Below are 15,606 nucleotides of genomic sequence, written 5' to 3' on the forward strand. Positions count from 1 at the left end.
AAGAAAGGGGCCCCGGAAAGCGGGGCCCCCTTTGTGTACATGATTACAGGATCTTGAACTTGCGGACCTGGTTGGTCTTGGCGTCGATGACATGCACGCCGCAGGCGATGCAGGGGTCGTAGGAGTGCACGGTTCTGAGGATTTCCACCGGGCGTTCCGCGTCGGCGATGGGGGTGCCCATGAGGGCTTCTTCCACGGCCGAGAGTTTACCCTCGGAGCAGCGCGGGCCGAGGTTCCAGGTGGACGGGACGACCAGCTGGAAGTTCTCGATCTTGCCGCCCTTGATCTTGATCCAGTGGCTCAGGGCACCGCGGGGGGCGTTGACGAATCCGACGCCTTCGGCTTCGTCGGGCATCTTCCAGTCCTGGTAGATCTTGGTGTCGCCCTTTTTCACGTTCTCGGCCAGCTCGTTGACCCAGTCCATGAGCTTGTCGGCGATGACCTTGGTCTCGATGCCGCGGGCTGCCGTGCGGCCCAGGGTGGAGAAGAGGGCCGCCGGGCCGACGCCCAGATGGTTGAGGACGTAGTCCACGGTCTTCTTCACTTCGGGGTGGCCCTTGCCGTAGGCGACCAAGACGGTGGCCAGGGGGCCGGTTTCCACGGACAGCTTGTCGTAGCGCGGGGCCTTCATCCAGGAGTAGCGGTCCCGGTCCTCATAGGAGGTGTACTTGGGCTCGGTCACGCCCTGGAAGGGGTGGTGGGCCTTGTCGCCCTGATACCAGCTGTGGCGGACGTGCTCTTCGATCAGTTTGGGGTTGAAGGCGTCGACCTTGCCGATGTTGCGGTTGAGGATGACGCCCGGGGGCAGCCAGCGGCTGTTCAGGTCGTTTTCCACGGCCGGGAACTCGCCGAAGCTCATGAAGTGGGTGGTTCCGCCGATGGCGGCCCAGTCCTTGTAGTAGGAAGCCACGGCCAGGAGGTCCGGGATGTAGCATTCGTCGATGAACTTCTTGGTTTCCTGGAACAGGCCCACGAACTCGGCCATGCGCTCGTTGGTCAGGCTCTCGTAGCAGGTCACGCCGCCGACCACGGTGAACTGGGTGTGCGGGTTCTTGGCGCCAAACACGGCCATGGCGCGGGCTGCCTTGACCTGCAGGTGCAGGGCTTCCAGGTAGTGCGCGGTGGCGATGAGGTTGACTTCGGGCGGCAGGTAGTAGGCGTCGTGGCCGCCGAGGAAGTAGGCGTTGGTGAAGATGCCGAGCTGGCCGGAGTCAACCAGGCTCTTTACTTTGTCCTGCACGGCCTTGAGGTCTTCGGCCTTGGTCTGGCGGGTGGAGATGGAGTTGGCGATGGATGCGGCCTTCTTCGGGTCCGCGGTCAGGGCTGCGGTCACGTCGACCCAGTCCAGGGCGTGCAGGTGATAGAAGTGTACGATGTGGTCATGCAGGAACTGCGCGGCCAGGACGAGGTTGCGGATGAGGCGCGCGTTGTCGGGCAGATTCTTGTCCACGCCGACGGCGTTGTCCACGCAGCGGGTCGAGGCCAGGGCGTGGGTGTAGGTGCACACGCCGCAGGAGCGCTGGGTGAAGTGCTGGGCGTCGCGCGGGTCACGGCCCTTGAGGATCAGTTCCAGGCCGCGGAACAGCTGCGAGCTCGACCAGACGTTGGTGACCTTGCCCTTGTCCACTTCGACTTCGATCTTGAGATGACCTTCGATGCGGGTCACGGGGTCAACGATGATGGGCCCCTTGAAGTTCTTATCCATTGGGGTGGCGACGACACCCGGAGCTTGGTTGGGTTTGCAACCGGACATATGTTCTCTCCTCTGAATTCAGTGATGTTTGTGCCTGACGCAACAGCCGATTACGCTTCTTCGTAGAAGGGCGAAGAAGAATCCCAGAAATCGGGTTCACTGCAACCGATACACGGGTGTCCGGCCTTGACCGGCCAGTTCGTCTGGTTGAACAGGACCTTGGGGCAGTTGTTGTAGGTGGTGGGGCCTTTGCAGCCGAGCTTCGCCAGGCACCATCCCTTGCGGGCTTCTTCTGAATCAAAGGAGGGAGCGAACTCGCCGGCCTCGTAATGGGGCAGGCGTTCGCACTGTTCGTGCACGGTCTCGCCGTAGAACATGATTGGACGGTTGATGTCGTCCATCTCGGGGATGGCCAGGTTGTGGGTCAGCAGGTGAACGATGGTGCCGACCAGATTGTAGGGGTTGGGCGGACAGCCGGGGATGTTCACGGCGTTGACGCCCAGGTGCTTCAGGGCGTCGTTGACGCCCAGGGCGCCCGTCGGGTTGGGCTTGGCCGCCTGCACGCCGCCGTAGGTGGCGCAGGTGCCGTAGGAGATGGTCGCGATGGCTTTGGGCACGACTTCGGAGCAGATTTCCAGCATGGTCCGTCCGGCGACCTTGCCGTAGATGCCGTTGTCCTTGGTCGGGATGCCGCCTTCGACAACGCAGAGGAAGCCGTTGGGCGAACTTATGGCCTGATGGAGGGCTTCTTCTGCCTTGTGACCAGCGGCGGCCATGATGGTCTCGTGGTAGTCAAGGCTGATTGTGTCCAGGATCAGGTCGTCGATAAAGGGACGAACCGCGCGCAGAATGGATTCGGAGCAGCCTGTGCATTCTGCGTTATGCAGCCAGACCACGGAAGGACGCTTGGGAGAGGTCATCGCCAGGGCGATTTTGTTGGCAAATGACGCCTCCATACCCATGACCGCGGCGATGGTGGAACAGAACTTCATGAAATCTCGGCGTGAGATCCCACTTTTTTCCAGCCGTTCCTCGGCCCCGGGTTTGCCTAAACCTACCGCAAACTTCATAACACACCTCCATCAGTGTATGAATAAAAAGACAGGCGCCGAGAAGGCGCACAGTCGTAACCGCAACAGTTCTGTAGCGTAGAAGTTTGGCCTTTCTTTCCCATAGCATAGGGAAATGATGCAGGTCAATGGGGATAAGGAGAAAAACAGAATACTATCGGCCATCTGTATATAGATATTGCGTACATATAGGCGGGGCCGATTTCGTGGCGTCGGTAGTACGAAATTTAAATTTATAACACTTACCAGCTCATTTCGTATTTTTTGTTATCTTGGTTGGCGTCGGGGAAGAAGGCATTCAGACTTGAGGGGCCCTCCGGCCTTGAACTCATGGGCGACCATGCGTACTGCAGAGATGGCCGGACATGACCCGGCCCTTCGTACGACCCTTTCCCCGGAGACTACTTTATGGATAAGCAGATCATTCTCGATGCCTTCATGTTCCGCCATGCCTGCAAGGAGTTCGATCCCGAAGCCAAGATTTCCGAGGAGGACTTTCTCTTCATCCTGGAGACGGCGCGGCTCTCGCCGAGTTCCTTCGGCTTCGAACCCTGGCTCTTCCTGGTGGTCCAGGACATGGACTTCCGCCGCAAGCTCCTGCCCCACACCTGGGGCGGAAAGACCCAGATTCCCACGGCCAGCCATTTTCTGGTCTGCCTGGCCATGAAGACCCCGCTGCTCAAGTTCGACAGCGTCGGCATCGCCGAGTTCATGCGCACCATCCAGGAACTGCCCGAGGAACGCATCACGGCCCGTACGGAGTACTACGCCACCTTTCAGCAGTCGGACTTCCGCCTTCTGGACAGCGATCGGGCCATGTTCGACTGGGCCTGCAAGCAGTGCTACATCGCCCAGGCCAACATGATGACCGCCGCGGCCCTCATCGGCATCGACTCCTGCCCCATCGAAGGGTACGCTCAGGACAAGGTGGACGAGGTGCTGGCCGAGGATTTCGGCGTGGATCTGGATGAATACGGGGTGGCATACATGCTGGCCTTCGGCTACCGGGTCAAACCCGCCAGGCGCAAGAAGCGCCGGCCCCTAGAGCAGATGGTGCGCTGGTTTTGAGCGTGACGAAAATCGACATGGATTCGGGAATGATCTCTGAGGACGGATGCTCCATCGCGGAAGTGTCCAAATACTGCATGGCCACGGACCTGGGGCTGGAATGCGTCTGCTCCAAACGGTCCTCGGTCACCATCGGCACCGGCACCACGGCCAAGAGGGAGGACAGCACCCTCTACTACTACGCCAAGCAGATCGATGACGACCTCTTGGCCGTGCAGTCCCTGAACGCCAACTGGGCCCCCTCGGGACCGGCCGTGGAGGTCACCCTGGCCGAGCTGATCACGCAGTATCAGCCGGAAGTGGACATGTTCCTGAAGAAGGTCAAGCCGGTCATGAAGCGGATCGCCAAGCACGTGGCCAAGGGCGACCGGCACCGCGCCAAGGGCGAGCCGTATTCGGCGGCCATGGAGTACACCAACGCCCTGGGCCTGGACGAGAAGAACGTGCGGGCCATGTTCGGCCTGGGCCTGACCTACCTGCAGTACGACCAGCACGAAAAGGCCAAGGTGCTCTTCGAGGAGCTCATCGGCCTGGACGGGTTCGCGGCGCCCGAACACAAGCATCTCTTCAACCAGTTCGGCATCGAGCTGCGCAAGCAGAAGATGCTCGAACAGGCGCGCAGATACTACGCCCGCGCCATCGAACTGTGCACGACGGACGAGAACCTCTACTTCAACCTGGCCCGGGCGTTTTTTGAGGACGGACGCATCGGCGACGCCGACAGGACGCTTGAGACGTGCCTTGACATCAATCCGGGCCATGAAGAGGCCCTCAAGTTCAGAAGATACCTTTCCGCGGTCAGCCTGAGCTGATCACCGGCCGCCGCGCAGCTCGCGCACGCCTGCGGCCAGAAGCAGCGCGAGCATGGCCAGCCCCGACCCCGTCACCCCGGTCCAGCCGAAGTGCTTGAAGCCGTACCCCATGACCGTGATCCCCGCCGACCCGCCCAGATAATACCACAGGATATAGAGCGAATTGGCCCTGCCCCGGCTGGAGGAGAGCCTGCGGTTCATGCTGCCCACGGCGGCGGCGTGGATGGCAAAGAACCCGGCGCAGGCCAGGCCCAGGCTCAGGCAGACCACGCCCAGGTGCGGGACGTGGCTCAGGAGCAGCGCCGCGGCGAAGGTCAGGGAGCCCAGGATCATGGTCAGGCCGTTGCCGAAGCGGTTGCTGAACCTGCCCGAGAGGGGGGCGATGATCACACCGACGATGTAGGTCAGGTAGAGGAGCGTGATGCGGTTGGTGCCCGCCGAGAAGGGCGGGGCGCTCAGGTAGAAGGGCAGATAGTTGAAGGTCGCGCCGAAGACGAAGAGGGAGCCGAAGCCCACGGCGAAGTTTTGCAGCAGGTCGGGACGGCGCATGAGTTCAAGGTAGCCCGGACCCGTGTCGGTTTTTCCGGCCGGCCGCTCCTCGGCGGGTAGGAGAACAACGGCGGCCGCGGCCGTGACCAGGACCAGGACCGAGGCCGTGACGAAGGCGTAGCGCCAGTGCAGGGGCGGGTGGATCCAGCCGCCCAGCAGCCGCCCGCCCAGCCCGCCGACGACCGTGGCCGAGACGTAGGAGCCCATGACCACGTTCAGGCGCTCCACGGGCAGGTTGCGGGCCAGGTAGGCCGCCAGGCAGGTGGTCAGGGCCGGGATGCCCAGTCCCTGCACCAGGCGCAGGGCGATGATGGCGTCGAGGCTCCCGGTCAGGGCGCAGGCCATTCCCGCCGCGGCAACCACGGTCCCGCCGACGGCGATGAAGGGCTTGACCGGGTACATGTCGGCCAGCCGCCCGAAGACGAGGGTCGAGAGGGCCACCCCGAGGATGACCATGGACACGGTCTGGGCGGCCCGGGAGATGGAGACGCCGAACTCCGCCTGCAGCACGGGCAGCACGGGCTGGACCAGATAGATGGTGGTGAAGCTGGCCGAGACCAAGGCGAAGACCAGGGCCTGCAGGGCCAGGGGTGAGAGTTGCTTCATGCAGCGAGGTCCTTGGGAGGGCGGATGGGAGAGGCCCCAGACCTGAGGCGGGGCCGTCCGGAGTCGTGCGCCGCCGGTGCGGCTCAGAGGGGGACTGCTCCTTCGGGCGGGGGCTCTTCGACGCAGCGCATCAGGACGTGGGGGATGCCGGCTTCCATGAATTCCTCCCCGCAGGCGCAGAAGCCGTGCCGGGCGTAGAAGCCGAGGGCCCTGGTCTGGGCGTTCAGGACGAAGCGGTGGAAACCGTGCTCCCGGCACTGGTCGAGCATGAAGGCCAGGAGCTTCCCGCCGACGCCCCGGCCGCGCCAGGCCCGGCGCACGGCCAGACGCTGCAGTTTGGCCTCGCCGGCCAGGAAGCGGATGCGGCCGCAGGCCACAGGCTCCCCGTCGATCACGCCCAGGACGTGCAGGGCGGCGTGGTCGTGCCCGTCCATCTCCTCGGCGCAGGAAATCCCCTGCTCCTCCATGAACACGATGGCCCGGATCATGGCCACCTTGACGAGTTCGTCCGCCGTCGTGACGAGTTTGAACATCGGCGATCCTCAGTAAAGAGCGCCGGCCATGGGGCCGGCGCCGGTCATTTTGATGGTTGGGCAGGTGTGGCCGGACCCGCCGTGGCATTGGGTGCCGGGGCCTGTCCAGCGGCGTTGGACGCGGGAGCGACCTGCTCCGTGGCGTTGGTTTGCCTGCCGCCGAAAAGCGGCTTCAGCGCGTCAGCCAGTTGCCCGATGTACCCCTTGTCCCAGGCCATGCCAAGGGCGACGAAGAGGGCCAGGATGACGGCCCAGCGTTTCCACGGGGTCTTTTTCTCGGCAAAGGGGTCGCGTAGGGAGCGCTGGGCGCCCTTGGGCAGTTCCGCGACCTTGGTCAAGGTCGCGCCGAAGGGGATGTTGATGCTGGCCCGGGTGTTCACGGCCCAGCCGCACGCGTCGAGGATCGGGCCGAGGTTGCGCTGCCTGAGTTTCAGGTAGGCGATGAGCATGGACGGCCCCGAGATCATGAGCATCACGCCGCCCACCACCAGCGGCATCTGCCACACGGCCAGGGACAGGAAGCCGCCCAGGACGGATGCGATGGCCGTGCCGATGGCGCCCAGGGCCAGGCCGATGGCGGCGAAGATGCCGGCGAACTTGCCCACGTCGAAGGGCGGCTTGACCGCCGCGTCGGGTTTGGCGCCGACATCCGCCAGCTTGGCGCCGGCGTTCGCGTTCACCGCGCTGTCCTTGGCCGCGGCGAACTTGGCGACCTGATCCCCGATCATCCGTCCCATCCGCTTGTAGGGCAGCCAGAACGCCTGCCGCACGCTGATGGGGTGCTCGACGATCTTGACGATGGCCGCGTCCCAATCCTGGCCGTCGCGGTCGTAGAAGATGCCGTTGCGGCCGACCATGAGGTTGTCCGCATCACCCCCCGTGAAGGCCGCGGCGATGAACATCTGTTCCGTGCTGCCCCGCCGGGTGCAGCGGCAGTAGGCCAGGTAGGTCTGGCTCAGGGCTGCCAGGGTTGCGTGGGCGTCGGGGGACGCGACGCGGATGCACAGCTCGCAGGCCCGTCCGTCCAGGTACAGGGTGCCGGCCTGGAAGACCGCCTTGCGGTCCTGGACGTAGAAGTCGCGGAAGGACACGAAGTTGTTCAGCAGGACCAGGAGGTCGCGTGTGCAGTGCACGAGCCGGATGACGCCCTCGAAGCTCTCGACCTGCTCGGCCAGGCTCAGGTCCTCCTCCAGGACCTTGCTCAGCCGGTCCCGGGCGTCGCCGGCCAGGAGCGCCCGGACCCGGTCGGGCCCCAGGGCCTCGACCTCGATCCCGGCCTTGGCCGCCTGCCACGCCTCGTAGGGGGCCATGAGGGACTTGAGGCGCTCCCAACCTTCGGCATCAAGGCTGTTGGCTTCCCCGAGAAGAGGCGCGACGACCCGGGTCCGGAATGTCGTCAGGGCGGCAGCCCAGGCCGGGTTGACCCCGCTGCCCAGGGGCAGCGCCCGACCGGCTTCGATGCGGGCCAGGGGCAGCCGTTCGAGTTCGGGGTCGGCGGCCAGGTCCCGCAGGGACAGCCCTTCGTAGGTGGCCAGGGCCGGGCTCAGGGCCTCGCCGGCCTTGGGGTCGTAGGCCGCCAGGGCGCAGCGCGTGAAATAGTCGTCGATCTTGGTCCGCAGCGTTCGCATGCAGTCCGCCGCGTCCGTCGTGCCGTCGCGCAGGGGCATGACCGGCGGGGTCTGGCCTTCCTCCCACCAGGCGGCATGCAGGGCCGCGGCCTGAAAGAACGCCTCGATCTGCTCGGCCCCGATCCCGTCCGCGCCGCCCCGGTCCGGGACGCTGCCGACGCAGGACATGATCTCCTCGATGAGCGCGTGCGTGTCCTCGTCGCGGGCCGAGGCCGGGGTGATCACGCCGTCGCCGTTGAAGGGCGAGTCGTGGAGCAGGGTTTCGGTGCCGGCCACGTCCTCGACGGAAATCTCCTCCACCCCCGGCTTGTTCAGGAAGTTGAGGATCTGCCTGGCGGCGGCCAGCAGGCGGCGCCCTTCGGGGTCGACCTCGTTGATGGCCGCCAGGGGCAGGGCCTCCCGGCCTTCCATGACGGGCTTGAGGTCGCGCAGCACGGTGCAGACCCAGCGCACGGCGGCCAGGATCTCCGGGACGCGCACGCGGCCGTCGCCGTCGGTGTCGAGCAGGGCAAGGGTGCGGCGGTCGAACTCCAGCCCCGTGACCGGGCAGCTCAGGGCCGCCCAGAGCTTCTGGTCGAGTTCGCTCAGATGGAGAAGATCCTCGGCGGAATCGAGGCGGACCTGGTCGAAACCTCCCAGACGGAAAAAACGCCAGCGGTGTGTGGAAACGGCTGCGGTATCCATGCGTGTTCCTCGCGTATGCGTATTATTGATAAGAGAAAGTGAGACGATGGAATCAGGTACGCCCAATACGCATGTCAGATCAAGGAGGAATGCGGTCTGACAGGGATGCCTTATTTCCGGGTTGCGCCGAGTATGCTGTGCAACGCGGCGACCTTCGTCCGAATGTCCGGCGCCCCGACGATTTCGGTCACCAGAGCCGGACAGCGCGCCCCGCGACCGGCCACCTCGGCCAGGTTGCCCTCCTTGATGCCGCCGATGGCCACGAAGGGCAGGTCGATTTCCCGGACCACGAAGTCCAGGTAGGACAGGCCCACGGGCGCGCAGACGTCGTCCTTGGTCTGCGTGGCGTAGATCGGCCCCACGCCGATGTAGTCCGCGCCTGCGGCCACGGCCGCCCGGGCCTGCTCCGGCGAGTGGGTCGAGAGGCCGATGGCGCGCCCTTCGCCAACCAGGGAACGCACGGCCGCCACGGGCAGGTCCTCCTGGCCGACGTGCACGCCGTCGGCGTCGACCAGCAGGGCCAGGTCGATGTCGTCGTTGACGATGAAGGCCGCGTCGGCCTGGCGCGTCATGGCGCGCAGGGCCAGACACTCCTCGTATTTGGCGCCCATCTTTTTCGTCTTCTCGCGGTACTGGATGATGCGCACGCCCGCGTCGAGCATGGCCCGGACCACGTCCGTGTTGCTGCGCCCGAGGGAGAATTTCCCGGCAGTCAGCCCGTAGATGCCGCCCTGGCGGATGAGTTTCGTGACGAGCAGACGTCCATTCATGGTTTCTTCTCCTTATATACGGTCAGGAAATGGTGCAGGACCTCGTCGGCCTGCATGGCCGCGGCCATACCCACGCCGGGGGACAGGGGGGGGGTGGCCGCGTCGCAGGGCGTGGTCAGGTCGCCGACCAGAACGAGGTTCGGCAGCGGCCGCGACACGCGCATGCGTTCCGAGACGCCGGCCCCGCCCAGGCCCGACGCGCCGACCACCAGCCGTCCCGTGGGCAGGAGCGTCTCGATCACGAGCTTCTTGGTCCGGGCGTCGTCCACGGCTTCGATCACGGCCCGGCAGGAACCGAACAGCTCCCCCATGCTTCCCGCGTCCACGGCCCGGACGTGGGCCCTAATCCGCGCGTCCGGGTTCACGGCCAGCAGGTTGTCGCGCAGGGCCAGGACCTTGGGCCGCCCGACCTGGGCCAGGGTGAAGTGCTGGCGGTTGAGGTTCGACGCCTCCACCGTGTCCGGGTCGGCCAGGACCAGGTCGGTGAAGCCGGAGCGGACCAGATGCATGGCGCAGTTGGAACCCAGCCCTCCGGATCCGATGACCCCGACCCGGACCGTGCGCAGGAAGGCGATGAACCCTTCGTCCAGATACAGGGTCAGGCCGCGCTCGAAGGCGTTCACGCGCTGGCCTCCAGGGGTTCCCAGTCCTTGAAGACGGGCTGGTAGCCGCGGCCCTTCAGCATGGCGCAGACCTCGGCCACGCTGCGCGGGTCCGAGATCTCGAACTGGCCGGTTTCCGCCGCCTTGGCGTGCCCGCCCACGGCCGTGCTGACGCCCGCCGACATGCGCGTCACGCCCAGGGGCAGGATGTTGTCGCGGAAGGCCGGCGTCTCGCGGGTGGAGATGGTGATGGACAGGCGCGGCAGGAAGATGCGCAGGGCCGTCATGGCCTGGACCAGTTCTCGGTCGGACACGGGGCAGGCCGGCTGGAACGCCCCGGCGTGGGGCCTCATGCGCGGCAGGGACACGGCCACGTCGACGCCGGGGTAGCGCTTCATGAGCCAGGCCGAGTGCAGGCCCGTGACGAAGATCTCCCGCCGCCAGCCGGTCAGCCCCAGCAGGGCGCCGATGTTGACCACGCGCATGCCCGCCTCGGCCCCGCGCATGGGCGTGTCCAGGCGCCAGGCGTAGTCGCGCTTTGGGCCGGCCGGGTGCAGCTCGGCGTAGAGCTCCGGGTCGTAGGTCTCCTGGAACACGGTCAGGCCGTCCACGCCCGCCGCGGCCAGGCGCCTGTAGTCGTCCGTGGCCATGGGGAAGACCTCCACGGCGATGGACGGGAACAGCGGGCGCAGGGTGCGCACGCAGTCCTCCAGATATTCCACCCCGGCCCTGGCGGGCGACTCGCCCGTCAGGAGCAGCAGTTGTCGCAGGCCCGTTGCGGCGATGGCCTCGCCCTCGGCTCGCACCTCGTCCATGGTCAGTCGGGAGCGGGGGATGGAGTTTGGGGCCGCGAAGCCGCAGTAGCGGCAGTGGTTGGCGCAGTGGTTGGAGACGTAGAGGGGCGTGAAGAGGCTGAGGGTGCGGCCGAAGCGGCGCAGGGTCAGGTCCCGGGCGCGCCCGGCCATGGTTTCCAGATGGGCGCCGGCGGCCGGGGAGAGCAGGGCCAGGAAACCGTCCTCGCCGACGCGCTCCCGTTCCAGGGCGCGCAGGGCGTCGTGGCCGGTCGCGGCGGCCATCCGCTCCTCCAGGGGTTCGCGGTGCAGGCGCAGGGCCTCGGGCAGGAAGCTCATGCCGCGCCCCCCGCGTCGCCCAGGAAGCCCGTCAGGGGGGACGAGGCCCGGGCCAGGGCGGACACGGCCCCGGGGCCGGCCAGGAAGGCCTCGCGACCGGCGGCCACGGCCCGGCCGAAGGCCCGGCCCATGAGCACCGGGTCCGCGGCCGTGGCGATGGCCGTGTTGACCAGGCAAGCCGCCGCACCCATCTCCATGGCCTGGCAGGCCTGGCTGGGCGTGCCGATACCGGCGTCGACGATGATGGGCAGGTCCATCTCCTCGATGAGGATGCGGATCATCTCCTCGGTCCGCAGGCCGCGGTTGGTGCCGATGGGCGCGCCCAGGGGCATGACGGCCGCGGCCCCGGCGTCGGCCAGGGAACGGGCCACGTAGAGGTCCGGGTTCATGTACGGCAGGACGACGAAGTCCTCCTTGGCCAGAGTTTCCGTGGCTCTGGCCGTCTCGTAGCCGTCGGGCAGGAGGTGGCGGTTGTCGGAGATGACCTCGATCTTGATCCAGTCCCCGCAGCCCATGGCCCGTGCCAGGCGGGCGATGCGCACGGCCTCGTCGGCGGTGCGCGCCCCCGAGGTGTTGGGGAGCAGGGTCATGTGGCCGGGGATGTGGCGCATGACGTTGTCCGCGCGGCCGTCCAGGTCCACCCGGCGCAGGGCCACGGTGATGACCTGGGAGCCCGAGGCCTCGCACACGGCCGGGATGAGGCTGTCGTCGCCGTACTTGCCCGTGCCCGTGAAGAGGCGGCTGGTCAGGCGCTTGCCGCCCAGTTCGAAAATATCGGTGTGTTCCATGACGGTTCTCGCTGTTGGTGGTGGGGAAAGGTGGACGGCGCGCGCTCAGCCGCCGCCGACGAAGCTCAGCAGTTCAAGGCGGTCGCCGTCGTGCAGGACGGTTGCGGTGAACTGCGCGCCGGGCACGATGTCGCGGTTCAGTTCCGCCACGACCACTGCCGGGTCGAGGTTCATGGACAGGACCAGGTCGCTCAGGTTTTGGCCCGGCGCGATGTGGCGGCTTTCGCCGTTGAGGGTGATGTGCATGTCTGCCTCCGCGTTCTGTGTCGCAAGCGGGGGAGGCGAAAGAAAAACCGCGCCGGGGAGGCGCGGTTCATAGGGTGGACGATTCCGGAACCAGCTTCCCTCCGGCAGCATGAACTGCGTCAGGTTCAAAGGGTCGGGATCGTATCCCCTCTCAGCCCGAAGGCTCCCCCAGCTTGTGTGCGAAGACATGTACGGCGTATGGCCGCCGCTGTAAAGTTTCGAACTAGTCGGCGATGCCCATGAGCGTGAATACGTAGAAGGTCGCCCCGGCGATGAGGGCCGAGGCCGGGATGGTCAGAATCCAGGCCACCACGAGGTTGCCGGCGATGCCCCAGCGCACGGCCGAGAGGCGCTTGGTGGCCCCCACGCCGAAGACGCAGGCGCTGATGGTGTGGGTGGTGGAGATGGGCGCGCCCATCAGGGACGCGCCGGTGATGACCATGGCCGCCGACGTCTCGGCCGCGAAGCCGTGGACCGGCTCCAGCTTGAAGATGCGGTGTCCCATGGTCTTGACGATCTTCCAGCCGCCCAGGGCCGTGCCCGTGGCCATGGCCATGGCGCAGGCCAGCTTGACCCACAGGGGCACGTGGATGGTGTCGATCTTGTGGAAGAGGAAAAGGGCCAGGGTGATGACGCCCATGGTCTTCTGGGCGTCGTTGAGCCCATGGCTGGTGGCCATGAAGGCCGACGAGAGAATCTGCAGTTTTTCGAACCAGCGCGAAAGGGTGTGCCGGTTGGCCCGCCAGAAGACGAGCATGATGGCCGTCATGACCACGTAACTGACCCCGAAACCCGCCAGGGGCGAGAGCACCAGCGGCAGCAGGACCTTGTTGCAAATGGACAGGCCGTTCAGGGAGGACACTCCGGCGTGGCAGATGGCCGCACCCATGAGACCGCCGATGAGGGCGTGGGATGACGAGGACGGGATGCCGAAATACCAGGTGATGAGGTTCCAGGCGATGGCCCCGATGAGGGCTGCCAGGACCAGGATCTGGCTGCCCATGACCATGTCCGTGTTGACGATGCCGGAGCCCAGGGTGTGGGCCACCTCCTCGCCCAGGAGGGCGCCGAAGAGGTTCAGGCTGGCCGCCATCATGACCGCCGAGCGGGGCGACATGACCTTGGTCGAGACCACCGTGGCGATGGCGTTGGCGCAGTCGTGGGCCCCGTTGGTGAAGTCGAAGACCAGGGCCACGAGGACGATGACGACGAGCAGGATCGGCAGCTCAGGCATTTTTCAGCACCACTTCCTCGATGGCGTCGGCCAGGTCGTCGATGCGCTCGATGGCCATCTCGAAGCGGTCGTAGACCTGGGTCCAGCGCATGATGTCGATGACCTCCTTCGTGTCGCCCGTCTCCACGTCGTGCAACTCGGCCAGCCCAGTGGAGAAGAGCATCTCGCACTCGTTCTTGAGTTCCTTGATCTTGCGTATGGTGTCGGACACGTCGCGCTTGCCTTCCAGGCAGCAGATCATTTCCCCGGTCAGGGCGGTCATGCCCAGGATGTTGCGCGCCATCTTGCGGGCGGGGAAGCGGATGTAGTCGAAAGCGCACAGGCGCATGCGCGAGGCGATGGCCGTGATGCGGTTGATCGAATCCTCCTGGGTCATGTTCAGGCGGTAGATGTCTTCGCGGTCGATGGGAGTGATGAAGGTCTGGGAGAGCTGCTTGGCGATTTCGCGGCAGAGTGCGTCGGCGTCCGCCTCGATGAGGGTCACGGTCTTGCAGGCCGCATCCACGCAGTTGAGGTCCTCGACGATCCTGGCCAGTTGCCCGGCGGATTCGTTCAGAATCCGGTTCTGCCTGTTCAGGAGTTCGAAGAAGTGAATGTTACGGGGAAAGATGGAAAAAGCCATGCGCGCACTCCGCGTTGTGATTGCAGCCACGGGATTCCCGGAAATCCGGGGGCTTGGGACGGGTTCGGAAGGCTTGGACCGTCGCGAACGGGAGGACATTAATGCCGCGCACGGATGGGCGCAATGGTTCTCGTCATACAAATGTAACATTTCACAAAGAATGTTACATGTTGATGAACTTTGGAAAAAAATTGGGGAAATTCAGGAAGATGCAAAGAAGGGGCATGAGGCGGACATCCTCATGCCCCGCGCGGGCTATTTGGCGTATTCGTAGCGCTTGGTCACCCGGTCCGAGAGCTGGGCGTAAGCGAATCCGGCCTGGCGGGCCTTGGCGAAACGCTCCTCGGCCTCCTGGCTGCACATGTCGCAGCCCTGGACGGGGACGTGCAGCCCAAGGCAGCGCGGCGTGTCGGCCGTCTCGCTCTCGACGATCAAGAGGCCCGGGCAGTGGGGACAGTCCTTGAGGCGCTCTACCTGGTTCTCGGTGATGTCGTCGGTGTCGTAGTAGATGGAGCGGCGGCGCACGAAATACCCGCCCTCGCGCACGGCGTCTGACGGCCTGGGGTTGAAGTAGACCTCGGGCAGCTGGTCGCACAGGGCCGAGAGGTAGTCCATGGTGGACTTCTGCTCGCGGATCTTCTCGCGGTCGAGTTCCGGTTCCTGCACGGCCGTGAAGTCCACGCCGGCCAGAGCCAGGCTGATGCCCAGGTTGACGTAGGGCAGGGCGCCCTTGATGGCGTAGCCGCCCTCGAGCACGGCGATGTCGGGCTTGAGCATCTCGGTCAGCCGCGCGTAGCCCTGGGCCGTGAAGTTCATGTTCGTGATGGGGTCCGAGAAGTGGTTGTCCTGGCCCGCGGAGTTGATGATCAGGTCCGGCTTGAAGTGCTCCAGGATGGGCATGACGATGCGCTCCACGGTCATCAGGTAGCCTTCGTCCGAGGTGCGCGGCGGCATGGGCACGTTGATGGTCCGCCCCATGGCCTTGGGTCCGCCGCATTCGGACGGGAAGCCCGTGCCCGGGTACAGGGTGCGCCCGTCCTGGTGCAGGGAGATGAAGAGCACGTCGGGGTCGTGCCAGTAGATGTCCTGGGTGCCGTCGCCATGATGGCAGTCCGTGTCCACCACGGCCACGCGCAGATTGCCGTAGTGCTCGCGGATCCACTCGATCATCACGGCTTCGATGTTGATGTTGCAGAAGCCCCGGCTGCCGTGGACCGTACGCATGGCGTGGTGTCCGGGGGGGCGCACCACGGCGAAGGCGCGCTGCCTCTCCTTCTCCATGACCAGCTGGGCTGCGCGGATGACGCCGCCGGCGGAGATGAGATGGGAGTCGGTGCATACGGCCTGCACGTTGGGGAAGCAGAAGTGGGGGCGCAGGATGTCCTTTTGCGTGGCCACCAGGGGGCGGTATTCGCGGATGCCCTCGATGTCGAAGATGCCTTCCTCCCGGAACTGGTCCTGGGTGTAGAGGAGGCGCTCCTCGCGTTCGGGGTGGGTCGGCGAGATGGCCCAGTCGAAGGCCGGGAAGAATATGATGCCGAGGCTGTTTCGTGCGGTGAGCATGGTCCCTC

At 65.7% G+C, this 15,606-nt stretch carries 16 protein-coding genes and 1 riboswitch; of the genes, 3 read left to right on the top strand and 13 right to left on the bottom strand.

Annotation, left to right across the window (positions count from 1 at the left end; all coding sequences use genetic code 11):
* Nucleotides 1-43: 43 nt before the first annotated feature.
* A complete protein-coding gene (locus ACYQ3G_RS07500; RefSeq protein WP_028577451.1) occupies nucleotides 44-1,753 on the bottom strand; it encodes a nickel-dependent hydrogenase large subunit in 1,710 nt (569 codons plus the stop codon).
* Between the two features lie 50 nt (nucleotides 1,754-1,803).
* The gene (locus ACYQ3G_RS07505) at nucleotides 1,804-2,763 is read right to left on the bottom strand and encodes a hydrogenase small subunit (protein ID WP_028577450.1); all 960 of its coding nucleotides are present in this window, start codon (nucleotides 2,761-2,763) and stop codon (nucleotides 1,804-1,806) included.
* A 408-nt stretch (nucleotides 2,764-3,171) separates the two neighbouring features.
* Here ACYQ3G_RS07505 and ACYQ3G_RS07510 point away from each other — a divergent pair, with 408 nt between their 5' ends.
* Together ACYQ3G_RS07510 and ACYQ3G_RS07515 are read left to right on the top strand one after the other, a co-directional pair.
* A complete protein-coding gene (locus ACYQ3G_RS07510; RefSeq protein WP_028577449.1) occupies nucleotides 3,172-3,831 on the top strand; it encodes an NAD(P)H-dependent oxidoreductase in 660 nt (219 codons plus the stop codon).
* Between the two features lie 29 nt (nucleotides 3,832-3,860).
* Nucleotides 3,861-4,643: a hypothetical protein gene (locus ACYQ3G_RS07515; RefSeq protein WP_459824320.1), complete on the top strand. Its 783-nt coding sequence runs from the start codon at nucleotides 3,861-3,863 to the stop codon at nucleotides 4,641-4,643.
* On the opposite strand, the gene ACYQ3G_RS07520 is transcribed toward ACYQ3G_RS07515, so the two are convergent.
* From ACYQ3G_RS07520 to ACYQ3G_RS07565, 10 genes are all read right to left on the bottom strand, one after another.
* Nucleotides 4,644-5,798: an MFS transporter gene (locus ACYQ3G_RS07520; protein WP_459824323.1), complete on the bottom strand. Its 1,155-nt coding sequence runs from the start codon at nucleotides 5,796-5,798 to the stop codon at nucleotides 4,644-4,646.
* Between the two features lie 83 nt (nucleotides 5,799-5,881).
* Nucleotides 5,882-6,331 (bottom strand): GNAT family N-acetyltransferase, encoded by a 450-nt coding sequence (locus ACYQ3G_RS07525; protein WP_459824325.1) that lies wholly within the window; start codon nucleotides 6,329-6,331, stop codon nucleotides 5,882-5,884.
* A 44-nt stretch (nucleotides 6,332-6,375) separates the two neighbouring features.
* A complete protein-coding gene (locus ACYQ3G_RS07530) occupies nucleotides 6,376-8,643 on the bottom strand; it encodes a hypothetical protein (RefSeq protein ID WP_459824328.1) in 2,268 nt (755 codons plus the stop codon).
* 110 nt (nucleotides 8,644-8,753) lie between these two features.
* Nucleotides 8,754-9,413, bottom strand: a complete 660-nt coding sequence (thiE, locus tag ACYQ3G_RS07535) for a thiamine phosphate synthase (RefSeq protein ID WP_459824331.1) — start codon at nucleotides 9,411-9,413, stop codon at nucleotides 8,754-8,756.
* Nucleotides 9,410-10,036 (bottom strand): sulfur carrier protein ThiS adenylyltransferase ThiF, encoded by a 627-nt coding sequence (gene thiF / locus ACYQ3G_RS07540; protein ID WP_459824334.1) that lies wholly within the window; start codon nucleotides 10,034-10,036, stop codon nucleotides 9,410-9,412. The genes thiE and thiF overlap by 4 nt, the downstream gene beginning before the upstream one ends.
* Nucleotides 10,033-11,145: a 2-iminoacetate synthase ThiH gene (gene thiH, locus ACYQ3G_RS07545; protein WP_459824337.1), complete on the bottom strand. Its 1,113-nt coding sequence runs from the start codon at nucleotides 11,143-11,145 to the stop codon at nucleotides 10,033-10,035. The genes thiF and thiH overlap by 4 nt, the downstream gene beginning before the upstream one ends.
* Nucleotides 11,142-11,933 carry a thiazole synthase gene (locus ACYQ3G_RS07550; RefSeq protein ID WP_459824340.1) on the bottom strand — a complete coding sequence of 264 codons (792 nt, stop codon included), beginning with the start codon at nucleotides 11,931-11,933 and terminating at the stop codon, nucleotides 11,142-11,144. The genes thiH and ACYQ3G_RS07550 overlap by 4 nt, the downstream gene beginning before the upstream one ends.
* A gap of 45 nt (nucleotides 11,934-11,978) precedes the next feature.
* A complete protein-coding gene (gene thiS / locus ACYQ3G_RS07555; protein WP_459824343.1) occupies nucleotides 11,979-12,179 on the bottom strand; it encodes a sulfur carrier protein ThiS in 201 nt (66 codons plus the stop codon).
* Nucleotides 12,180-12,258: 79 nt separating this feature from the next.
* A riboswitch (TPP riboswitch) is annotated at nucleotides 12,259-12,359 on the bottom strand.
* 43 nt (nucleotides 12,360-12,402) lie between these two features.
* A complete protein-coding gene (locus tag ACYQ3G_RS07560; protein ID WP_459824346.1) occupies nucleotides 12,403-13,413 on the bottom strand; it encodes an inorganic phosphate transporter in 1,011 nt (336 codons plus the stop codon).
* Nucleotides 13,406-14,035: a DUF47 domain-containing protein gene (locus ACYQ3G_RS07565; protein WP_459824349.1), complete on the bottom strand. Its 630-nt coding sequence runs from the start codon at nucleotides 14,033-14,035 to the stop codon at nucleotides 13,406-13,408. The genes ACYQ3G_RS07560 and ACYQ3G_RS07565 overlap by 8 nt, the downstream gene beginning before the upstream one ends.
* Between ACYQ3G_RS07565 and ACYQ3G_RS07570 the strand changes: the two genes are divergently transcribed.
* Nucleotides 14,022-14,309 (top strand): hypothetical protein, encoded by a 288-nt coding sequence (locus ACYQ3G_RS07570; protein WP_459824352.1) that lies wholly within the window; start codon nucleotides 14,022-14,024, stop codon nucleotides 14,307-14,309. The two genes, ACYQ3G_RS07565 and ACYQ3G_RS07570, sit on opposite strands and share 14 nt — an antisense overlap.
* On the opposite strand, the gene ACYQ3G_RS07575 is transcribed toward ACYQ3G_RS07570, so the two are convergent.
* A complete protein-coding gene (locus tag ACYQ3G_RS07575; RefSeq protein ID WP_459824355.1) occupies nucleotides 14,291-15,598 on the bottom strand; it encodes a histone deacetylase family protein in 1,308 nt (435 codons plus the stop codon). The two genes, ACYQ3G_RS07570 and ACYQ3G_RS07575, sit on opposite strands and share 19 nt — an antisense overlap.
* Nucleotides 15,599-15,606: the final 8 nt, after the last annotated feature.

The organism is Desulfomicrobium salsuginis (genome assembly GCF_054657795.1).

Coding starts and splice junctions, on each gene's coding strand:
- ACYQ3G_RS07500 (WP_028577451.1), bottom strand. CDS start 1,753: ATGTCCGGTTGCAAACCCAACCAAGCTCCGGGTGTCGTCGCCACCCCA.
- ACYQ3G_RS07505 (WP_028577450.1), bottom strand. CDS start 2,763: ATGAAGTTTGCGGTAGGTTTAGGCAAACCCGGGGCCGAGGAACGGCTG.
- ACYQ3G_RS07510 (WP_028577449.1), top strand. CDS start 3,172: ATGGATAAGCAGATCATTCTCGATGCCTTCATGTTCCGCCATGCCTGC.
- ACYQ3G_RS07515 (WP_459824320.1), top strand. CDS start 3,861: ATGATCTCTGAGGACGGATGCTCCATCGCGGAAGTGTCCAAATACTGC.
- ACYQ3G_RS07520 (WP_459824323.1), bottom strand. CDS start 5,798: ATGAAGCAACTCTCACCCCTGGCCCTGCAGGCCCTGGTCTTCGCCTTG.
- ACYQ3G_RS07525 (WP_459824325.1), bottom strand. CDS start 6,331: ATGTTCAAACTCGTCACGACGGCGGACGAACTCGTCAAGGTGGCCATG.
- ACYQ3G_RS07530 (WP_459824328.1), bottom strand. CDS start 8,643: ATGGATACCGCAGCCGTTTCCACACACCGCTGGCGTTTTTTCCGTCTG.
- thiE (WP_459824331.1), bottom strand. CDS start 9,413: ATGAATGGACGTCTGCTCGTCACGAAACTCATCCGCCAGGGCGGCATC.
- thiH (WP_459824337.1), bottom strand. CDS start 11,145: ATGAGCTTCCTGCCCGAGGCCCTGCGCCTGCACCGCGAACCCCTGGAG.
- ACYQ3G_RS07550 (WP_459824340.1), bottom strand. CDS start 11,933: ATGGAACACACCGATATTTTCGAACTGGGCGGCAAGCGCCTGACCAGC.
- thiS (WP_459824343.1), bottom strand. CDS start 12,179: ATGCACATCACCCTCAACGGCGAAAGCCGCCACATCGCGCCGGGCCAA.
- ACYQ3G_RS07560 (WP_459824346.1), bottom strand. CDS start 13,413: ATGCCTGAGCTGCCGATCCTGCTCGTCGTCATCGTCCTCGTGGCCCTG.
- ACYQ3G_RS07570 (WP_459824352.1), top strand. CDS start 14,022: ATGGAAAAAGCCATGCGCGCACTCCGCGTTGTGATTGCAGCCACGGGA.
- ACYQ3G_RS07565 (WP_459824349.1), bottom strand. CDS start 14,035: ATGGCTTTTTCCATCTTTCCCCGTAACATTCACTTCTTCGAACTCCTG.
- ACYQ3G_RS07575 (WP_459824355.1), bottom strand. CDS start 15,598: ATGCTCACCGCACGAAACAGCCTCGGCATCATATTCTTCCCGGCCTTC.